Origin of the sequence: Acidithiobacillus marinus (genome assembly GCF_002847505.1) — a bacterium.
Lineage (GTDB): Bacteria > Pseudomonadota > Gammaproteobacteria > Acidithiobacillales > Acidithiobacillaceae > Acidithiobacillus > Acidithiobacillus marinus.
Genome location: NZ_MXAV01000034.1, coordinates 236,686 through 256,438, shown reverse-complemented (window position 1 = coordinate 256,438; position 19,753 = coordinate 236,686). Strand labels below are relative to the sequence as shown.

Sequence of the window (19,753 nt, the reverse complement as noted above, 5' to 3'; positions counted from 1 at the left end):
GCAAGCCAGCCTGCACCGTGTTCAGGTGCGACCCATCCTGCCCACGGAGCGGGAACGCTGGAATACGCTGATGCAAACGTATCACTACCGGGGCTTTCGCACCTTGGCGGGCCGTAACCTGCGCTATGTGGCTACGCTCGATGGTCGCTGGGTAGCGTTACTGGGCTGGCATGCCGCCGCTTTTCAATGCCAGGCGCGGGATCGGTGGATCGGCTGGTCCTGGATCTTGCGCCGCCAGCGCTTGCATCTCATCGCCAACAATGCCCGTTTTCTGATCCTGCCCGGAGAATCCTTCCCGAATCTGGCGTCCCGTATTCTGGCGCTGAACCTGCACAGGCTCTCTGCGGACTGGCAATCCGTCTATGGGCATCCCATCGTGCTGGCTGAGACCTTTGTGGAATCCCCCCGTTTTACCGGTGCCTGCTACCGGGCCGCCAACTGGGTGGATGTCGGCGGAACCAAGGGCTTCGCCCGCCGTCCCGGTGGTGGCTATGTCCACCACGGCCAACCTAAACGTCTTCTGCTCTTTCCTCTCCATCCACAGGCGCGGGCCTGGTTGGCCCAGCCGCAGCCCCAACTCGAATGGACCCATACCCCCATGCAAACCGTGACGTTGAGCGACGCGCAAATGGAAGGCTTGCGCCAAATCTTTTTCCGCCTTCCCGATACCCGCAGCAAACTAGGCAAGCAGCATCCCCTCCCGGCCATCCTGACGGTGGCCGTGGCCGCTGTCCTGACGCGGGCCGAAAGTTATGCCGCCATCGCCGAGTGGGGCGGTCGCTTGACCCAGGCTCAATTGAAGCGCATCCGCGCCCGATTCGATCCCAAAACCAAGCGCTACCTCGCCCCCTCCGAACCGACCATCCGGCGCGTCTTGCAAGGGGCCGATGTGGAGGCGCTGGATGCGGCGATCGGCGCCTGGCTACTGGGTACGGCGGGCTTTGAAGCGGTGGCCGTCGATGGCAAAGTCCTCAAAGGGGCCGCACGCGCAGACGGCGCTCAGGTGCATCTGCTCAGCGCGTTCCTGCATGGACAGGGGGCCACCATCGCGCAAAAAGAAATCGCCCGGAAAACCAACGAAATTCCAGAACTGCGCAACCTGCTCCAGGACGTCAACATCGCGGGCAAGGTCGTCACCGCCGATGCCCTGCATACCCAGCGGGAGACCGCCCGCTTCCTCGTCGAAGACAAGAAAGCCGATTATCTCTTCACCGCCGTCAAAGGCAATCAACGAAAACTCCGCGACCGTCTGACGTGCCTCCCTTGGGGCGATTTTCCCCCTCAACGCTGAAACCACAGAGGTCGGGCATGGCCGCTTTGAATACCGCAAAATCATCGTCGCCACCCGGGCAACCGGCCTCCATTTTCCGCATGTCGGACAAGCTTTCCTGATCCAACGCTCCACCATCAACAGCAAAGAGGGCACGATTCGGGATGATTATGCCTTCGGACTCACCAGCCTGACCCCGGATCGTGCCACGCCCGAAAATCTGTTGGGCTTGGCCCGTGGTCACTGGGAAATTGAAAACCGGAACCATCATGTCCGCGATGTGACTTTCCACGAGGACCTCTCCCAAGTCCGTACCCAGAACGGTCCCCATATGATGGCGACCTTGCGCGAACTGGCCATGAGCATTATGCGTCTCACTGGCGTCAAGAATATCGCCAAAGCGTGCCGGGATTTCGCCGCCAGCGCGCACAAAACGCTCCGCCAACTCGGATACTGAGGCGCCACCACGGGGTTTACCTATCCGAGAATAGCTCCGGAGGGCGAGCTGCGTCCGTCAGCCACCCCATTCACGATTCTGCACCCAAAATCGCCTGAAAATGCCGCATTTCCACCAACTATAGCCCCTTCAAACCACCATTAAAATCAGTGGCGAAAACCTCTGCTACTATATCTGGCGAGCTTGACGGAGCCCTGACCCCCTACCCACTCAATCTGACGAAGAGCCATTTGTAGCAATAGGAATAGATGCCACGTTGCCTACTTGGAAATTTAATGTTGGATTCATGGCCTTCATGAAGCCATGGGCAAGTGTTGAGCACAATAATGCAGTTAGAAAGTATTTATCTTTTTGTGCAGGGAACGCAGAAGATCCAGCAACATCAAATATAGCCTTCGTATCTGAGAATCGAACCCCAAAATATGAGGAGCTAATAAATGACCATGAGATTGACTCTTGAAAATAATAGTCGCGATTCTGCGGTCTAGATCTTAGTTTACCTTGCTCATCAGTAAAGCTTTGGATCTCATAGCCATCATTTTCCCAGTTAACAATATTTTCATTATTTCCATACCATTTGCGATAATCTCCGCCCTTATTATACGGATACCATTTTTTAGTTCCGTAATTAGTGTCGCCTGAGAAGAAACTCATTTTCTTTGATGATACTTCAAACCACTCTCTAACAAATTTATCGTTACTTCCTGTTTGTAACCCAACCTTTACAGGTGCAATATCATCAAGTCTGGTGCCTTGCTGAAAAATATCTCTAATTTTATCGCTCACCCAGTATGCGATTGGACTTCCAGGAATCTTTTTGAAATCTGATGCAGATGCACGGTAGAACCAGCCGCAACCCGGATTCATAACCGCTTCTCGGATGGCGGCTTTTTTCTCATCTTCAGAATTGCCAGCAACCAACCTTAAATAGCCGCCCTTGTAGTCCAGCCGATTTGCGTTCTCCAATACAAAGGCGGTGGTTGAAACCACTTCACCGCCGATGCTGTCAAAAGCCCTTGCACCGAGGTGAGCCATTGATAGCAATGTGTCCTGGTTCAGAATCCGCGCACGCAATGCCTCAAACGATGACAAGAACATCCAACTCTGCATGGTAATCATCGCAACCGCTCCATGCTTCTGGGCAAGGTCGAGGTTACGTTCGATGAACATGGCAAATAGATCTGACTTGCTCGCGGGGTAGTTATCTTTCACCCATGCACTCAATCGCCCATTCATTCCCTTTCCCCCCATATACGGCGGATTGGCAATCACCACATGGTATTTCGGGCTCAGGTAATCGGCCTGCCGTAGGGCTTGCAGCACCTTCTGGTGGGTCAGGCTGTGGAACAGATGACCGGAGACATTTTTTGACTCCAGAATCCTGAGCATACCGTCCACGTCGGTGACATCGGTACGGATCAGGGAGCCGAAGTTGTCGGCCTCTTCGAACTGGCGCAGGGTGGTTTGCAATGGCGCAGTGAAGAGGTCACGGCCGGCAAAATCCATGTAATCCTTCAGCTCGCCATCGTCAAAGTGGACATTCTCCAGCACGCAGATATTTGGCTTGATGCCCTTGTTGAAGAACCGGCGCTGTTTGGCGCGGGCTTTCATAGTCAGGGCAAAAGCGGCCAGCTCCCCGGCGCGTTCGTCGATTTCGATGCCGTAGAGGTTATTCGTGAGGATCTTTTCTGGTATTTCGGCGGGATCAACGCCTTCCTCCTCGTAGATGGCGTAGAGCAGGTCAAAGGCATAGGTGAGCATGTGGCCCGACCCGCAGGCCGGGTCGCAAATCTTGATCTCTTCCGGCTTAGTGATGCGCAGGAAGTCCGTTTCTGCCTGTTCGGGCTTGATGTAGTAGTCCATCTGCTCAATCAGCTTCGAGCCGGGACGGTTGAGCAACCACAGACGACCAAGTGAGTTTTCTACCAGATAGCGCACGATCCAATGCGGGGTAAAAAGCTGGGTGGCGGCGGGGATATTCTCGGGCATGATCTTCTTGTTCTTCTTCAGTCCGTCGAACACCTCGTCCTTCTTCTCGGAGATATAGAACTGGTAGAACCAACCGATCACCTCGACATCCTCGCAGGCATCCGGCGTCATCGCCTCGCGGGTGTAGGCAAGGATGGAGTTGCCCGAGAGCAGATCGTCGGGCATCAGGAGTTCGGTGTAGTCATCGATGCGCTGGAACAGGAACGGCATCGCCTTGTTCCAGAAGTTGCAGGCGGCGACCACCAGCAGGCGGTAAGCCTCGCCTTGCGGGTCGGGGCTGGGCGCTTTGCCGTCGAGCAGGGCGAAGATCTGCTGCCGGACCTTATCGTGGACCATCTCTTCGTCGATATGCCCCATTTTGGCCTCAGCCAGAATCTCGGGCTGGAATTGTCCGGGGTCGGCTGGAGAAACAATGTTGACGCGGTTATAACGGTTCACGTCCATGAAACGCAGGGCGCAGAAGCGGTTAAACCAGATGTAGGCCACCCGCTCAATAACTTGCTCCTTGCTGTGCTCCTTGATGGTTTTTTCAAGTTTTTTCACTGCCTCGGCACGTTCACGCCGGGCGGCGCTGCTTTCAGCCAACACCAGTTTCAGTTTGGCGGAGACCTGTTCCAGCAGAGAACGTCGGGCATATTGGGCAAATTTTTTGAGTTTTGCAGTTTCCATATCAGAGAAGTCCTTTTGAACCACGAATGGATACGGATGAATACGAATCGTGATAAAGGCGAGTTGTGCACGGTTCTATGCAAGCGTGCATAAAGTCCATACACGCTTTTATGCGCCAGCGCTTAAATGGGCGCATATATTTACGCCGAGCGCATAAATTAACGCTTGCGCTCATAAATAGACCCTTTACGATCACCAATCTGAATAATTTCGCCACGCTTCTTCAGACGCAAAAGCAGTTTGTACGCCTGATCTTGAGTAACATGACACAGCTCCATGACATCCGCACGTTTTATGCTGCCGTGCTTGTTGATGTAGTTGAGTACCATCTGTTCTTGCTGGATAGGCGCGAACCCTGCCTGACGGATATACTCCGACTTCTTTCCCGCCTTTTGGTACATCGTCGCGCTGAGGGTGTAAGTCCGGCCCCTGCCGGTGCCGTGAGGTTCGAGAAATCCGGTTTCCACCAGTTTTTCCAAAGTCGCCCGAACATTGGCCTCCGGCTTTTGGACGGATGGAGTCAGGTCAGCGGTGGTCAAGCGGCGTTCTTCGCGCAAGCGTGACAGGATGATCAGGGAATCAATGGGCATGTTCCCCAGATTATCTTCCTGCTCGACTACCATCTTGAGGAAATCGAGATCGGCGGCGGCATTGGCCATCTGCACGGAAACCGTGAATTCATTGGACATGGAATAATCAGGTATCGGCCGACCGTATCGCAGCATACCTTCATAAATGCGGTCGATCCCGCGCCCAGTGCGCTCGGCCAAACCGATCCGCTTGATCACGTCAGCAAGCAGCGGATTACGGGAGCGAGGATCGGCGACGAGCAGATTGTCCAGGGTGACGCCTTCGACGAATCCGCCGGGATTGCTGATAAAAAGGCCATCGTCTGCAATCTTGACGTGCACGGCGCCCAGACGGCTGAAATCACGGTGGACTAGGGCGTTGACGAATGCTTCGCGGAATGCGCGGCGATCATAGTTGGGAACCGGCACACGGAAGAGGCCGACCTGTATTTCCTCTTCCTCGACCCGAGCCTTGAAAAGCAGTTCTACTTCTTCAAAGGTTTCCAGCAGGGGCTTACGATAGAACTCATTCACCTTGACGTCTGTGCCGTGCAGTACCTGGAAGGCTACCTCGTAGGCGGGAAGGTATTGCCGCAACAGATCGGCAGTTCCCAACAACAGCAAACCGGTCATGGTTGGCCGCCTGTGGCCGTTCGCCTCGCGACAAAGCCCCAGGGCACCATCCAGTTCGTCATCCGCGAGCGCCAGCAAGGATTGTTCTCCACCATATTTTTTGATGGCATTACGGATGCGCAGACGTTGCAGCGGATCGAGTTGACTTACTAAAACGTCCTCCAGCACCATGGCCGAGGGATCGACAAGTCCCATTGACGACTGGCGCTGGATGAACTCATGAGGATAAAAAGGTACCGCTTCAGGTGTGCCATCCAGTTTGAGCCGCCTTCGAACCAGCAGACCATCGGAAGTTGAAACCAGTTGCCGTGATTTAGGCACGGAGATATGGACTATAGATTTGCCCTGCAACTCGCACCGCTCTACTCGGACAGATATGGCCGGGTTCGTCTTATTGGCGATCAGTGAAGATATGCCCGACACATTGAGATGATTCGCATGCAAGCCGGTAGCCTCACCGTCATCCTCCACCCCAAGTAACAGGTCGCCGCCATTGGTATTGGCCAAAGATACCACGGCCGCCACAAGTTCCCGGTCCGGCAGGCATTTTATATCACTCTTGAATTCCAGAGACACACTTTCACCCTGCTGGATCAGCTTTTCAATTTCGTGCTCATTCGCGTCCATTCGTGGTTCCTAAATTTGAATCCTTTTCCCTTTGCGAATTTCATCCAGCAATGCCTCGCGCATGGATTCCAGGTAGCGTTCCACGTCGGTCTCGTCGGCCAGCCAGGCTTTTTCGAAAGAGACCTTCACCGAGCGGCTGGGCACATACTCGATGCGCGGCTCCGGCTTGGTGGGTGGCATGGGGCTCAGTCCTTCCTCCGGCGAGGTGGTTTCGCCGGGTTCCGGAGCAGGCTCAGATGTTGGAGCCGGTTGCGCCCAGGATGTCATCTGCGAAAGCAGTCGCTGGTAGTCGTTTTCCTCAAACCGACGTAGGTTTTCGCGGACCACCGCAATCAGCTTCTGTCGCTCCAGGTCTGCGTTGAATTCGTTGAACGGACGGGTGATCTGCTCTTGCTGCCCGTCGTTCAGTGCGACGAATTCGGCCATGCCGCAGAGTCGGCCTTTAAGAGCGGCGACTGTCTCCTTGGCCGTAGTGATCTCGGCCTCGATCTGGGCCGTGATCTTCTCCTGCAGGGTTTCGACTTGCGTCTTGACCTGCTGCATTCGGTTACCCTTGAAGCATTCTGGATCGGCCAATATCGCCCTCAAGACGCCTGAAGAAACATCTTCAGGATCGCCCTCTCTCACTTCCAGTTTTCCACTTCCCACATCTTCTTCGATGTAGGCGAAGTTGGAGTCCTGGCTTTGAACGAACTGGCGGGCGTTATCGAAAATGCCTTTCTGCGGCCCGCTCATGAATTTGCGGACAGGATCGATGACGCTTTCCTTCATGTCGAGCAACGCGTCTTCCTGGCGGGTGAGTTCGGTCAGATACCAGGCATAGGGCTTGCCGGTTAGCTCCTTGAGCTTCTCAAGTACCGGTGTCAGTGCATTCTGGAACGGATATTGGGATGCCTGGGCCGCTAGCAGGGTGAGCTGATGCGTCAGATCTTGGAGCGCAGTGTCAGTCTCCTTGCCAAGCGCCTTCGCTTCGCCGGCAGCAGGCGGAGCATCGAAGAAATCCTCAAAGAACACCTTGAGAACGCGAACCTGCGATGCGGTAAATTCGACCTGGGGCTCCAGCACCACATTGCCATGACCATGCGTGTTGCGCAGCGCCCGTTCCAGTTCGTCTTCTTCCAGCAGGTTCCCGTCAGCGCGGACTTCGACCTTGCCGCGAGCGCAGAGGCTGGCCAGGGTGCAAAGAATAGCGGCGTAGTACCAACCGTAGGGTTTGCGCTCGAATTTTTCCAACAGGTTTTTCAGCGTAGTACGCACGCCACCCCGGTTATTGCTCTGAATGAACGCCAACAGCTCCTGCTCAGACTCGGCCAGGGAGGTGGTATCATTACCCAAGAGTGTTGCACCCTTATTACGCAGAACCGTCCTGATCATTTCTTCCGTATAGGGGACGCCGCGCAGCATGCGAAGGTTTGGATAGGCACGGGTGATGAGATCCTGGAATCCGCGCAGCACCCGGGTCTGGGCATCCTCGGAACCTATTTCTATGTCGGCTCCTGCCACGAACAATTTGGCCTTGCCAATCAGGCTTTGAACGCGCTGCTGTAGCTCAGCAGACCGTTCCTGGTTCTGGAAGCTCTTGTCATTCAGAATGCGTTTAACTGACTCCTGTTGCGTGATCGAGATATTCTGGCGGATGTATTTCTCCGTCCGCTTGTACATGAGGATATCGCGAACGAGGCGTTCATCCGCAGGCATCAGAACCAGTAGTTCGTCCCGGCCCATGCTCTGCATCTGCAGGATGGACTCGCTTTCGGCGTTTTCATGGAACGGACTGATGACATGGATAGCCAGCTCGTACTCCCGCCCGTGCAGCCGATCATCAAGCTTTCTGGAGAATGGGTAGTCCTGGCCATTCTCGTCGAAGCGAATCTTCCGCTGCTTGATGACGTAGTCGAAAATGATCTTCTCAAGCTCGGCGGCAACTTCGGATGACTCCACCTCGGTGTTCTTGATTTCCTGCTCGACGTCTTTTTCCTCGTCGGTCAGGTATTCGTAGAGTGCGCCATTGCGCTGCACGTAAGTCTGTTGTTCCAAAAGATTGAGGGCTTCTTCGACCCGTTTCCGTAACACGGGCAGATCCTGATTGAAGCCGTCCAGCATCAGGACGCACAGGTTGCGAAGCGTCGGCTTGAACTCCTTGACGTATTTGACCAAAAAGAGCGTCTTCAACAGCCGAATGGCGAAAGGACCATCCAGATGGTTTTCTGCCTGGATGATGGCTCGCTGGATGTTGGATTTCAGCGCGGTGCGAATGCCTTCAAACATCAGGTCGAAGGTCGCAAGCCGCCCGATTTCATAACCCCCGATCTGGATCGCCACCTGCTGGAACACGCCCAGCATGGAGCGTTCGCCCACCGAACTGTGCTTGCCCTCAAAGGCGCTATGCAGCGATAGATTCTGAATGGCCGACTGAAACAGCGCAAACTGGTACGGAATAAACGGATAGCTGTGAATGAAGTGGTCCCGGTCCTGATAGTTCCGGTAGGTCTGCGAGCCGTCGGCAAAGTCAAACAGAGTCTTAAAATTGTTGGACTGCGCGTGATAAATGTCCGACAGAAGACGCACGCCTTCTTCGTTCTTCATAAGCAGACGTTTCTGGATAACCTCCGCCACGTCGGCACTGCTCAGCTTCATGCGATTGGCAAACCGCGCCTGAATTTTCGAGAAGTCGTTACTTTGCTGTTTGCTCATCTCGCCGACGACCGTCCCCATGTCCTCCTGGGCGGTCACGATGATCCATGCGCGGCCTCGGCATTTGGTGGCCAAGCTCTCGGCGATGGTCTGGAGGTTGGTCATCAGCTTGACATTTTCGGCGATGTACTGACCGACCTCGTCGATAAAAAAGTTCAGGCGGAATGCTTTATTTCCCTCTTGGCTCGATTGCCGCTCAATATACGCTTGCACCTGCTCAGCAAAATCTTCAATGGAGACACGGTATTCACTGCGGTATTTATCGAGTATCCCCGAGGCCTGCGTCTCGTCACCACCAGCTACCTGAGCATAGGCTTTGGCAATGTTTTTGGTCTCTAGCAAAGACTGCTCGCGGCCCTTTTGCCATGTTCTGCCCGCTGTCGTTTCGTAGGCCGATTGGAACTGTTCGTAGAGGCCACGACTGTCGAGGTCGCGCTCAAACCGGGCGATGTGCCCCTGTTTGCCGTAGTAACCACACATCTCGTCAAAGACCTTGACGAAGACAGCGAGGAGCGCATCCATTTGGGTCTTGCTGATGACATCCGCTTTCTGGTCGATGTTGAATAGAATGCTTTTAGAAGGGATGGCGACGGCTCGCTTGAGATCACCGCGCAGGATTTCGTTATCGCCGCACTTGGGCAGGAACAGATCAAGAGCCGAGGCTCCTTCGATCAGCCGGTTCTCAAGCAAGAGCGCCAGCATCTTCAACAGGTGGGATTTGCCGGACCCGAAGAAGCCGGAAACCCAAACGCCGTTGGCACCTTCATAGTTGTTGTAGGCATCCAGAAAGGACTCAAGCCGCTTCTCGACTTCGTTGGTCAGTACGTACTCTTCAATCTCTCGGGACAGACTGGCTTCATCGTCAGCTTTGATGACCCCTTCAATCGGGCGATCAACTGGCTTGTTGAAAATGGTCTTAAGAGTCATCATCCTTCCCTCGGCTCTTCTGATTAAATTCAGACTTCACAGTGAAAAATATTGAATGCTCGATAATATTTATCGTCATGCATTCTCTCAAAGAGATCCAGCGATGCTCCAGTCTGCAGGGAGTGGGTGTAGTTTCCCGGGAAAAATAGGACAGTCGGCTTATCTTTCGCTGTGCTCTGCAAATTGTTCAACACGTTGTGTGAGCGGATGTAGGGGAACACCTCACCAACGCCGGACAGAAAGAGAACCTCGAATTCCGTAATGGCCAGCTTGGCCGCAATGGCCGGAACAAGATGCGCTTCGGGGTCCAGCACGCCCTGCAACAACTCCTTGAGCTGCTCTTTGGAGACAGTAGCCTCCATTTCGATAATCTGGTTCCATATGCCACGCTCTTTGAGAATTTCTATCGAAAGATCATACAGATTGATCTCCAGAATCCGGACACCGGCCTGCTCAAGACGATTGACCAGCTTCAGCTTTTGCCGCTCGACTTCAACAGAATCTTCCGGCTTGAATGGGCAGATGAAAAAGGGGATCTCATTACCAAGACCTTGCTTCTTGAGAAAGCGTTGGCCTGAGATCACAGCAAAAAGATGCTGAAATCTTTCCGGTATTGGCCTTCTGGCCATATCTGCTGACACTACGCCATCCCTTTTAGTTCTGATTCAAATACAGGGAAGTGCAAAATCTCCCTGCGGTTGCCTTGATGGATCAGCTCCAATAGTTTTGGGCTGAGCATGGCAGCGTGGATCGTGTTGTTGGCCGTCAAGAAATCGGCCTCGCGAAGCATCTTAAATAAGACCTGCCGTAATTTGCTTCGGGTTGCTGGGGTGATCTTATCCAGCTCCAAATGCCATTCAGCTTTACGGTTGAAGAAAGCATCAAAATCATCAAAGTTCAGATCACCTTTCATTGAGATATAACGCTCATGAAGCACTTCGATGGCAAAGTCAGCGATAAATCTGTACTGGCGGCAAACAGCAAGCCAGAGAAGATAGACCTGCTCTTGACGACTGCCATCTACCAAGAATTTAAGTTCAACCGGACTCAGGGTCCTGAGCCGAGAGATAACCTCGCGGCAGATTCGCTTGAGTGTACTTACCGTTCTGGTCTGCAGTACATTATTTGCAATAACACTTGTACGAACTGCGTTCCAGTCACCGAGATCAAAATACAGCTTTACCAGCTCCAGCGACTCACGGTGAAATAGACTGCCCGTTGTAAATGACAGGCTGTATCTATCACTACCCATTTTTCGTCAGGATTCCTTTTTGTAATGTTCAGCAGCGCCACCGGCCTTCACCCATTCGTCCACGTCAACCTTTTTGAACTTCCAAAGTCGGCCCATGCGATGCGCGGGCATTTCATGCCTATCAATCCACTTGTACACGGTGTCATTGCTGACCCCCAGGTACTTGCAGATCTCACTTATTGATAACCAGCGGTCTTCCATCTCGGTCATTTCTTAAGCTCCTTGTGGGGGCGGCCAGAATGAAGTTGCGGAGCATTTCCATTTAAACGGTTCCAGTATACGAATAGACCGAATTTTGTCAAAGGAAGGCTACCGATTAAAGCCGATTACTTCGTAATAAGGTCTACGGAAGACGCATAATTGGCGCCTGCATCGATTTCACGGCACTGGCAGCGCAGGTAGATGGTGCGGCTCCTCGACCGGTGAGTTCCCAGGGTGGTCGCCCGCCTTACCCCACCGAAGTCATGGTGCGGATCCTGGTCTTGAAACGCCTGTACAATCTTTCGGATGAACAGATGGAATACCAGCTTCTGGATCGCCACAGCTATCAACGTTTCTGCGGCCTGCTGGATGCCGCGCACCTGCCCGATCGCAAGACGATCTGGCATTTTGAGAACCGGCATCGAGGTAGCCGGTGCCGAAGCCCTGTTTGCAGTGGTAGAGCAGCAAATTCTCCAGCACGGTTATCTGGCGCGAGGAGGTCAGATCATTGATGCCAACCTGGTCCCTGCACCCAAGCAGCATTTTATCCGGGAAGACAACGCACAGCTCAAAGAAAAGGCCGTACCCGCGACTGGAGCCCCACCAAACGTCGCTAGAAAGATCTGGAGCGACCTGGACGAAGAAGCATGGGAAAAGCAGCCATGGCTACAAGCTCTCTGTCAGAGTGGAACGCAAACACTGCCAGAGCAACAGGAGATAATCGCCCGGCAATCCAGCTTTAGGCTTCTCTTGGGCTGGGTGTTGGGGGTATTGGTAACAGTTCGTAGAGTCTCATGATGTGAGTATTCCCGTGTCATGACACCATTTGCACCCTTCGCCAGAGCAGGAGGGGCAAACCTGAACATTTGGGTTTGCTGGGTTTGCTGGGTTATTTTCACCGGCCATATATAAACTGTCAGTTGTATTACCATTTGTTTGACAGTTTTCACGCTGGGAATGAAACATACCCTTAAAACCCTGCAAACCCTGATTAGTGACTTTCCATGCCACCCCAAGATGTGTCTCCCGGCCTTTCATTACTTGAAGACCTTCAACAATCCTATTTTCGTGGCGTCGCAAGTATTTGCCTAGCCGCCTGATATTTATGGAACCTTTGCTGTTTCCAGCAACTGCGTCCAAAGCCCCCAGAAGCTCGGCATCAGTGTTGAAGGTAGCTTTTTCTACCAAGTCCTTCAGTGTGATAAACCGTTCACCGATCAGCGCGTGCCAACCTTGCAGAATGGCGCTGAGGTCTTCGGCTTCTGGGTCAGTAGCGCGTTCTCTACTCACAACGTCCAGTGGGTCAGCCATTGGACAGGGTGCGAGACCGTCCTCAATTAAGGTTAAAACTGCGGCGCGCACAGAATCGTTCCAGGCGTTAAAGCTGCCCAAACTGCCCTCCTTATGTGGCCGTGCATATTTCAAAATGGCGATGGCCGCCGCCTGCATCGCACCAAGATGCACTTGTGTCCACTCGGTCGGGTCAATATTGAATTGACGAAGCTCAGCCCTTTCAACCTTCGGGTCAACGCGGATTGTCAGCGTGCGCCTGGTTAAATCAGCAGCAGGGATCAGGTTTATCCCAGTCGCCATAAGTAGCATCCTTGTTGGGATTTTTGCAGTGGCACTTTGGCCCAGTAATCGGGACGAGTATCTTTCAGAGGTAATGACTGCGGCTAGGTCGTCGCCGCCCAGAGTACCGCTGAGGTTGTCCCACAGCACAGCCGGTGTTCCCTCAAGCAAGGTGGAGAATAGTCGTTTTTGCTGTTCTTCAGGGCTTGCACCGAGGCTTGTAACGGATTTGTCGTCCCCCGCCAGTAGTTTGGCGACAATGCCTATATGCGTTTTCCCAGAACCAAATGTTGGCGCTGAAATGATAAACATCGGAGACAATGGCAGGATTGGACGTTGTACAGCCGTCAACAACAGCGCCATAGTCGCTCCTGCATCTGCTGGAGAGATAAAAGGCATTTGGCTAAGCGGGAACCAGAGCGTTTGAATTGCCTCGCGAATATCGTTTGGAATGGGCGCCCAATCTCCTTGATGGTGCAAGTAAAGACCCGTCTGGTCATCATACCCTTGGCGATCAAGCAGTGTGCCACCAGGTCGCATGATTCTGTGACGTGTCACCCCATTTAACTCGGGGAACTGCCACGCCTCACGCGCTGCAAGTATGCGCTGTGCAAATTCAAGGGGTAGCTTACTTGCAGCCCATGAACCGCTGCGACCATCGTAACGTTTTATTTCGAAAAGTCGCTCAACGGGATCAAGTAACGCATGGGCTGAAGCCGGGTAAGTGTTCCCTCTTGAGTCGATCCGGACCAATGTCCCACCAAAATCAAAAACTTCGCGCTTAGCGGTCAGTCGCCCAATCACAGTACGAAGTAGTTCCGGCCATTTCCCTGAAATAAGCATGAGCTGTACGCGCTCAACCTCGCCAGGCTGTGCCTCGTCCTCTGCTACAGATTCACCCGCAAGTTCTTCCGCATTCGCAACTGTGACGGCCTCTATTGCTGTTCGGGTAGCGCTTGCGCCATCGCGCACATAAGCATCGCTCCAATCATCGCCCTCTACGTTTGGGATGGCTACCTGTCCATGCACCGCTGCTGCGGCGACTCTGGCTGCTTTCTGGCCCACTCCTGTAGCATCGTGGTCGCCACAAAGGATGATCTCTGCAGGGCTCCGTCAAGCTCGCCAGATATAGTAGCAGAGGTTTTCGCCACTGATTTTAATGGTGGTTTGAAGGGGCTATAGTTGGTGGAAATGCGGCATTTTCAGGCGATTTTGGGTGCAGAATCGTGAATGGGGTGGCTGACGGACGCAGCTCGCCCTCCGGAGCTATTCTCGGATAGGTAAACCCCGTGGTGGCGCCTCAGTATCCGAGTTGGCGGAGCGTTTTGTGCGCGCTGGCGGCGAAATCCCGGCACGCTTTGGCGATATTCTTGACGCCAGTGAGACGCATAATGCTCATGGCCAGTTCGCGCAAGGTCGCCATCATATGGGGACCGTTCTGGGTACGGACTTGGGAGAGGTCCTCGTGGAAAGTCACATCGCGGACATGATGGTTCCGGTTTTCAATTTCCCAGTGACCACGGGCCAAGCCCAACAGATTTTCGGGCGTGGCACGATCCGGGGTCAGGCTGGTGAGTCCGAAGGCATAATCATCCCGAATCGTGCCCTCTTTGCTGTTGATGGTGGAGCGTTGGATCAGGAAAGCTTGTCCGACATGCGGAAAATGGAGGCCGGTTGCCCGGGTGGCGACGATGATTTTGCGGTATTCAAAGCGGCCATGCCCGACCTCTGTGGTTTCAGCGTTGAGGGGGAAAATCGCCCCAAGGGAGGCACGTCAGACGGTCGCGGAGTTTTCGTTGATTGCCTTTGACGGCGGTGAAGAGATAATCGGCTTTCTTGTCTTCGACGAGGAAGCGGGCGGTCTCCCGCTGGGTATGCAGGGCATCGGCGGTGACGACCTTGCCCGCGATGTTGACGTCCTGGAGCAGGTTGCGCAGTTCTGGAATTTCGTTGGTTTTCCGGGCGATTTCTTTTTGCGCGATGGTGGCCCCCTGTCCATGCAGGAACGCGCTGAGCAGATGCACCTGAGCGCCGTCTGCGCGTGCGGCCCCTTTGAGGACTTTGCCATCGACGGCCACCGCTTCAAAGCCCGCCGTACCCAGTAGCCAGGCGCCGATCGCCGCATCCAGCGCCTCCACATCGGCCCCTTGCAAGACGCGCCGGATGGTCGGTTCGGAGGGGGCGAGGTAGCGCTTGGTTTTGGGATCGAATCGGGCGCGGATGCGCTTCAATTGAGCCTGGGTCAAGCGACCGCCCCACTCGGCGATGGCGGCATAACTTTCGGCCCGCGTCAGGACAGCGGCCACGGCCACCGTCAGGATGGCCGGGAGGGGATGCTGCTTGCCTAGTTTGCTGCGGGTATCGGGAAGGCGGAAAAAGATTTGGCGCAAGCCTTCCATTTGCGCGGTCGCTCAACGTCACGGTTTGCATGGGGGTATGGGTCCATTCGAGTTGGGGCTGCGGCTGGGCCAACCAGGCCCGCGCCTGTGGATGGAGAGGAAAGAGCAGAAGACGTTTAGGTTGGCCGTGGTGGACATAGCCACCACCGGGACGGCGGGCGAAGCCCTTGGTTCCGCCGACATCCACCCAGTTGGCGGCCCGGTAGCAGGCACCGGTAAAACGGGGGGATTCCACAAAGGTCTCAGCCAGCACGATGGGATGCCCATAGACGGATTGCCAGTCCGCAGAGAGCCTGTGCAGGTTCAGCGCCAGAATACGGGACGCCAGATTCGGGAAGGATTCTCCGGGCAGGATCAGAAAACGGGCATTGTTGGCGATGAGATGCAAGCGCTGGCGGCGCAAGATCCAGGACCAGCCGATCCACCGATCCCGCGCCTGGCATTGAAAAGCGGCGGCATGCCAGCCCAGTAACGCTACCCAGCGACCATCGAGCGTAGCCACATAGCGCAGGTTACGGCCCGCCAAGGTGCGAAAGCCCCGGTAGTGATACGTTTGCATCAGCGTATTCCAGCGTTCCCGCTCCGTGGGCAGGATGGGTCGCACCTGAACACGGTGCAGGCTGGCTTGCTGGTTTTCGGTGAGAGTTGGGACTTCCATGCGGCAAAAGTTACCGCATTCATCCTGAGAAGTCCAGAAAAACCCTTTGTGCTACTCCATCAGCAGCTTAGATGGAAGGTTGACAGGGCCCTGATGATCTCTGCCCTTGGGTATTTTCCCCGGATAGCCTTCGCCGTGGTCAGCATGTTCCCTGCCGAAAAACAGCAGACAACGCCACCTGTAGAGATGGACTCAGCAATGCTCGCCGCTGTCCCAAAGCCTTCAGCAATATAGATCACGTCGCCGGGATCCCTGAGCCAATACATACCGCCTTTCATCCTGCCGCCCTTGGCGAAGGATTTGCGTCCGGATGCGCTGATTTTCTGGAGCGATTGGATTTCTCCGTAGATGTCCCGCACGGATATGACTAAATTCCCAGTGAGATCTTGCATCGCGCCATAAGGAGAGATTTTCTTTTTGGCAAGATAAGGATGACCAGGTTCGGCTGGATCAAAATTATCCAGCGCCTGCCTGATACGCGTCGCCGCCTTTAAGTAGGCGGCTTCTCGCTGCTTCTCTGATTCACAACGGGCTTTGGCCTGTTGTTTGAGAAGTACCGCAAGTTCGGTATCGGATAAGTCAGGGTCGCGGACAGCCTGCCAGCCTGCTGTTAGACCTGTCCTTTTATCGCCAAAAACGGCCCCTTTGCGGCCCGGGAAAATCTTTAGCCAACCTGATTTATCAGAGGCTTTCCCGTTGCTCGAAAAGCGTATGAACTCGCCCACTTTTCCGTCGATGATATCGCTCGGGGGATTCAGACCGCGCGAGCGCATGGTATCAAGGAGGCCTCTCATTTTGTCCCCCATACTACGAGGCCGAGAGAACAAGAAAAAAATGCGAGAATAATGGCGATGATGTCAGGGCTCATTTTATCACCTCCCCCCGATTTGCCGTTTGGCTAGCCACTCCGCCAGGTCCGCAACACGATATCTAACTAAGCGTCCTGTCTTGAAATATCGTAAGTCATATCGGCGCGTGCAACGCCAATTTTGTAAGGTTGAAGGCTTAACCTGCAATACGGCTGCTGCAGTACGCTCGCTCAACATCAGTTGATGTGGGGAGATGTCTTTGCCGCAATCAAGCTGTCTGATAATTTCAACAATTATCTGTTTAATTAGATCGTTATAATGATCCATGGTTGACCTCACTGATCTTTGAGAGAAGATAAGGTTAGCCAAGTGTTCATCAAAGAAGATCAAAAATAACCGTATAAATTCGCGTTTATTTTGTTGACAGGTTCAGCGCCCTACGTCAGGTGTTACGCAAGACCCGCCATACGACCGATGTGGAAGCGCTGATCCGGGTGATGGTCCTCAACCGGCTCTGCAATCCCGAATCGAAACTGGGCGGACTGCGCTGGGTGGAAACAGTCTCTGGAGTTTGTCCTGGCCGTACCGGGGCGACGGTACCAGGAATTTACCGATCTGCTGGTGTCTTCCATCCACGATGGCCAAGGCGAGGTTCTGGATGTCCGCCGTGTAAAAAAATAGACGCTTCTCAGCAATTGACGCTGTTGTAGTGGAGCGTTTTGAAATCGTTACTAACGATATCGATAAGTTGTAAGATTAGATTAACTGTCGAGCACGGGGCCCGGGGCTCATTTTGAGCTCCACCCAATATCTCTTGCCGCATCAGCTGCTGGCTCTCTAAGCTTATCTCTTATGTGAAAATTTAAAAAATTCAGTGGTACCACCAGGCTCTTCGATGTTTTGAGTGGGTGAGATGGAGACCGCAGACCATGCATCTGGGGTCGCACCAATCACTGGTCAACCACCGTCAGTCTCGATCATACCACAACTTCTAGATAAGGCATTGGCGCGAAACTACATGGTTACCAACGATATTTCTTGCCTACAAGGTGAGTATCGGGGTCAATTCAAGGTCTCCATATGACGTCCTACTCATCCCTTACCTGGTCCCATGGGGACCGGACCTACCCACTCGATCTATCGAGCCCTTAAAATGAGCAGGTATTTCTTCGATTTACCGAGTATACTGTAACACAAAACGATATTTTATATGCTCAAACACAAGGTTGTCTTTATAAGAGGTTTATATCGTCTTGTTGTGCGTGCACGCGCCATCATTTATTCAATGCAAAAATTTACTGATAAAATAGCTATAGTTAAGAAATGTTGGTAATAAGGAGAAAACATGCTATCCCGTGATATAAAGATGCGCCTTTGGTACATGCCTTTTGCTCTAATTGGGCGTGGTAGTTTTTGTTTTTTACTGATGACCATGGCATTGCTAGCCGTCACTTTTTTGCCCTCTATTCTGTTCTTTGCCGCTTTGTTCATTTGGATCCCAACTTTATGGATTCTCTACGCAAGGGTATATTATCACTGGTCGTTTGCTGAAACTTGGATAAGAATCCGGCGACATGTACGATCTATACTCATCATCTTCGCTTTTTATTCAGTTCCAGTTGTGTTGACGGCTGGACTATTTAGGACGGTCAGTCTGCGGGACTATAGAGCTTGGATGTATCCCGGTGCGGGCAGTAGTGCGCATAGTATATGGTTGCGTTTTTGCGATAAACTTCCCTTGGCTTTTTTGCTAATTATTTTTGGGTATTTTCTATTCTGGCCGGCTATATCAGCAATTATGTTTTTGGACAAGAAAATAACTCCGATGGATATGATGATTTCGACATCGGAGATATTTGAACGTCTTTCTTTCCCAAAGCTAGTGATAATTACAAGTATAGTACTAGGCTTTTATTGGATCTTGTCGGAATATATTGCCAGAGTTTTTATGTCTTGGGAATCGGTAGCAGTGATGGTGGTGTTGACGATTTTCACCGTTATTCTGTCTGGGTGGTCATTTGCTTTTGGGCTGACTTTGGATTACTACCTGGATATCTCCAATAAGGATGAATGAAGTCAATGTGTTTCCCGACTAAAAAAATCAAACTCAGCGTATGCAAAACTAAAAAACGATAATGCATCTTATCAGGAGAATATCACTGCGGTGATTGTAGCAATTCCCGACAAATTATGTAGACAGAAACAAAGACAAAGAGATAACCTTGGTGGCCCAAAGGTATATAGGGATGACCCGCAGTAAAGCCGAATGTAACGCCACTGTAATGCCACTGTAATGCCACTGTAATGCCACTGTAATGCCACTGTAATGCCACTGTAATGCCACTGTAATGCCACTGTAATGCATGTTCACAGCACTACGTTACAAAAATTACTGGGCGTAAGAGCATTATGAAGTGCATTACAGAACGCGGTGTAGAAGTCTCGCTTTTTAACCATGCGCCCTCGCGGATGCAAGTGTTTTATAAGGGATGTATAGTGCTCGTGTCCAAATCTAAGCAGAAAGGCAGCAGGATACAAAACTCCTGCCCGTGCAGCGATATTCATCCATTCCCCCGAGTTCGACAGTTCATCGGCTAAAATCGTCCATTTTGTAACGCCACCCCAGCATTCATAGGGGTTTCAGCGTCCATTTTCTCAAACTTCTGTGGTGGCACGCTTTATCTCATAGATACTTTTATTTACATGACGATTAACACTGATAAAGTGGCGGCATGCATGTGAAGATAACCACCTCTGGCAGCCGCCGCTATGTCCAGCTTGTCGAGTCCTACCGGGATGATGCCGGAAAGGTTAAAAAGCGGACCGTCGCCACACTGGGGCGGCTGGATCAGGTCGACAGTCAGTTGAATGCCGAGATTCAGGGCTTGATGAAGGTCAGTGGTCAGGTACCCACCCCGATGCCAACGATTTCTTCTCCACCATCCAACGCTTTTGAAGAAGCGCGTGCTTTAGGCGATTGACCTGTTTTGCCATCAATCGTTTACAGCCTGCGCAACGCCTTTTGTT

14 protein-coding genes and 3 pseudogenes are annotated in these 19,753 nt (G+C 53.0%); 5 read left to right on the top strand and 12 right to left on the bottom strand.

From position 1 onward, the window contains the following. Both B1757_RS09300 and B1757_RS16080 read left to right on the top strand, forming a co-directional pair. The coding region (locus tag B1757_RS09300) for an ISAs1 family transposase (protein WP_101537243.1) at positions 1-1,291 on the top strand (1,291 nt) is incomplete at its 5' end. Next, positions 1,272-1,727, top strand: a complete 456-nt coding sequence (locus B1757_RS16080) for an ISAs1 family transposase (protein ID WP_140391020.1) — start codon at positions 1,272-1,274, stop codon at positions 1,725-1,727. The genes B1757_RS09300 and B1757_RS16080, both read left to right, overlap by 20 nt. Before the next feature lie 210 nt (positions 1,728-1,937). On the opposite strand, the gene pglX is transcribed toward B1757_RS16080, so the two are convergent. The 6 genes from pglX to B1757_RS09265 form a co-directional block, all read right to left on the bottom strand. After that, positions 1,938-4,385 (bottom strand): BREX-1 system adenine-specific DNA-methyltransferase PglX, encoded by a 2,448-nt coding sequence (pglX, locus tag B1757_RS09290; RefSeq protein ID WP_216360849.1) that lies wholly within the window; start codon positions 4,383-4,385, stop codon positions 1,938-1,940. A gap of 158 nt (positions 4,386-4,543) precedes the next feature. Next, positions 4,544-6,214 carry an ATP-binding protein gene (locus tag B1757_RS09285; protein WP_101538035.1) on the bottom strand — a complete coding sequence of 557 codons (1,671 nt, stop codon included), beginning with the start codon at positions 6,212-6,214 and terminating at the stop codon, positions 4,544-4,546. Between the two features lie 9 nt (positions 6,215-6,223). Beyond that, positions 6,224-9,838: a BREX system P-loop protein BrxC gene (brxC, locus tag B1757_RS09280; protein WP_101538034.1), complete on the bottom strand. Its 3,615-nt coding sequence runs from the start codon at positions 9,836-9,838 to the stop codon at positions 6,224-6,226. Positions 9,839-9,864: 26 nt separating this feature from the next. Then, positions 9,865-10,476 carry a DUF1788 domain-containing protein gene (locus tag B1757_RS09275; RefSeq protein ID WP_101538033.1) on the bottom strand — a complete coding sequence of 204 codons (612 nt, stop codon included), beginning with the start codon at positions 10,474-10,476 and terminating at the stop codon, positions 9,865-9,867. Continuing rightward, on the bottom strand, positions 10,476-11,087 hold the full coding sequence (locus tag B1757_RS09270; protein ID WP_101538032.1) for a DUF1819 family protein: 612 nt from the start codon (positions 11,085-11,087) through the stop codon (positions 10,476-10,478). The genes B1757_RS09275 and B1757_RS09270 overlap by 1 nt, the downstream gene beginning before the upstream one ends. Before the next feature lie 6 nt (positions 11,088-11,093). Further along, positions 11,094-11,297, bottom strand: coding sequence for a helix-turn-helix domain-containing protein (locus B1757_RS09265; RefSeq protein WP_101538031.1), 204 nt, complete (start codon positions 11,295-11,297; stop codon positions 11,094-11,096). Positions 11,298-11,458: 161 nt separating this feature from the next. Between B1757_RS09265 and B1757_RS09260 the strand changes: the two are divergent. Next, positions 11,459-11,988, top strand: a pseudogene (locus tag B1757_RS09260) (transposase); the annotation flags it as partial. A 92-nt stretch (positions 11,989-12,080) separates the two neighbouring features. Here the strand turns inward: B1757_RS09260 and B1757_RS09255 are convergent. The 6 genes and pseudogenes from B1757_RS09255 to B1757_RS09230 form a co-directional block, all read right to left on the bottom strand. After that, positions 12,081-13,925, bottom strand: coding sequence for a hypothetical protein (locus tag B1757_RS09255; RefSeq protein WP_101538030.1), 1,845 nt, complete (start codon positions 13,923-13,925; stop codon positions 12,081-12,083). Positions 13,926-14,160: 235 nt separating this feature from the next. Next, positions 14,161-14,553, bottom strand: coding sequence for a hypothetical protein (locus B1757_RS16075; protein ID WP_368233151.1), 393 nt, complete (start codon positions 14,551-14,553; stop codon positions 14,161-14,163). 43 nt (positions 14,554-14,596) lie between these two features. Further along, on the bottom strand, positions 14,597-15,259 hold the full coding sequence (locus tag B1757_RS15105; protein WP_143484185.1) for an ISAs1 family transposase: 663 nt from the start codon (positions 15,257-15,259) through the stop codon (positions 14,597-14,599). 220 nt (positions 15,260-15,479) lie between these two features. Further along, positions 15,480-15,818: pseudogene (locus B1757_RS16070) on the bottom strand (Druantia anti-phage system protein DruA); the annotation flags it as partial. A gap of 158 nt (positions 15,819-15,976) precedes the next feature. Further along, positions 15,977-16,711, bottom strand: coding sequence for a primase/helicase family protein (locus B1757_RS09235; protein WP_101538029.1), 735 nt, complete (start codon positions 16,709-16,711; stop codon positions 15,977-15,979). A gap of 78 nt (positions 16,712-16,789) precedes the next feature. Further along, a complete protein-coding gene (locus B1757_RS09230) occupies positions 16,790-16,963 on the bottom strand; it encodes a helix-turn-helix domain-containing protein (RefSeq protein WP_226860444.1) in 174 nt (57 codons plus the stop codon). Between the two features lie 1,108 nt (positions 16,964-18,071). Between B1757_RS09230 and B1757_RS09220 the strand changes: the two genes are divergently transcribed. Continuing rightward, positions 18,072-18,800 (top strand): hypothetical protein, encoded by a 729-nt coding sequence (locus B1757_RS09220; protein ID WP_101538026.1) that lies wholly within the window; start codon positions 18,072-18,074, stop codon positions 18,798-18,800. Positions 18,801-19,458: 658 nt separating this feature from the next. After that, positions 19,459-19,704 (top strand): annotated as a pseudogene (locus B1757_RS09215) (IS1634 family transposase N-terminal domain-related protein); the annotation flags it as partial. Positions 19,705-19,753: the final 49 nt, after the last annotated feature.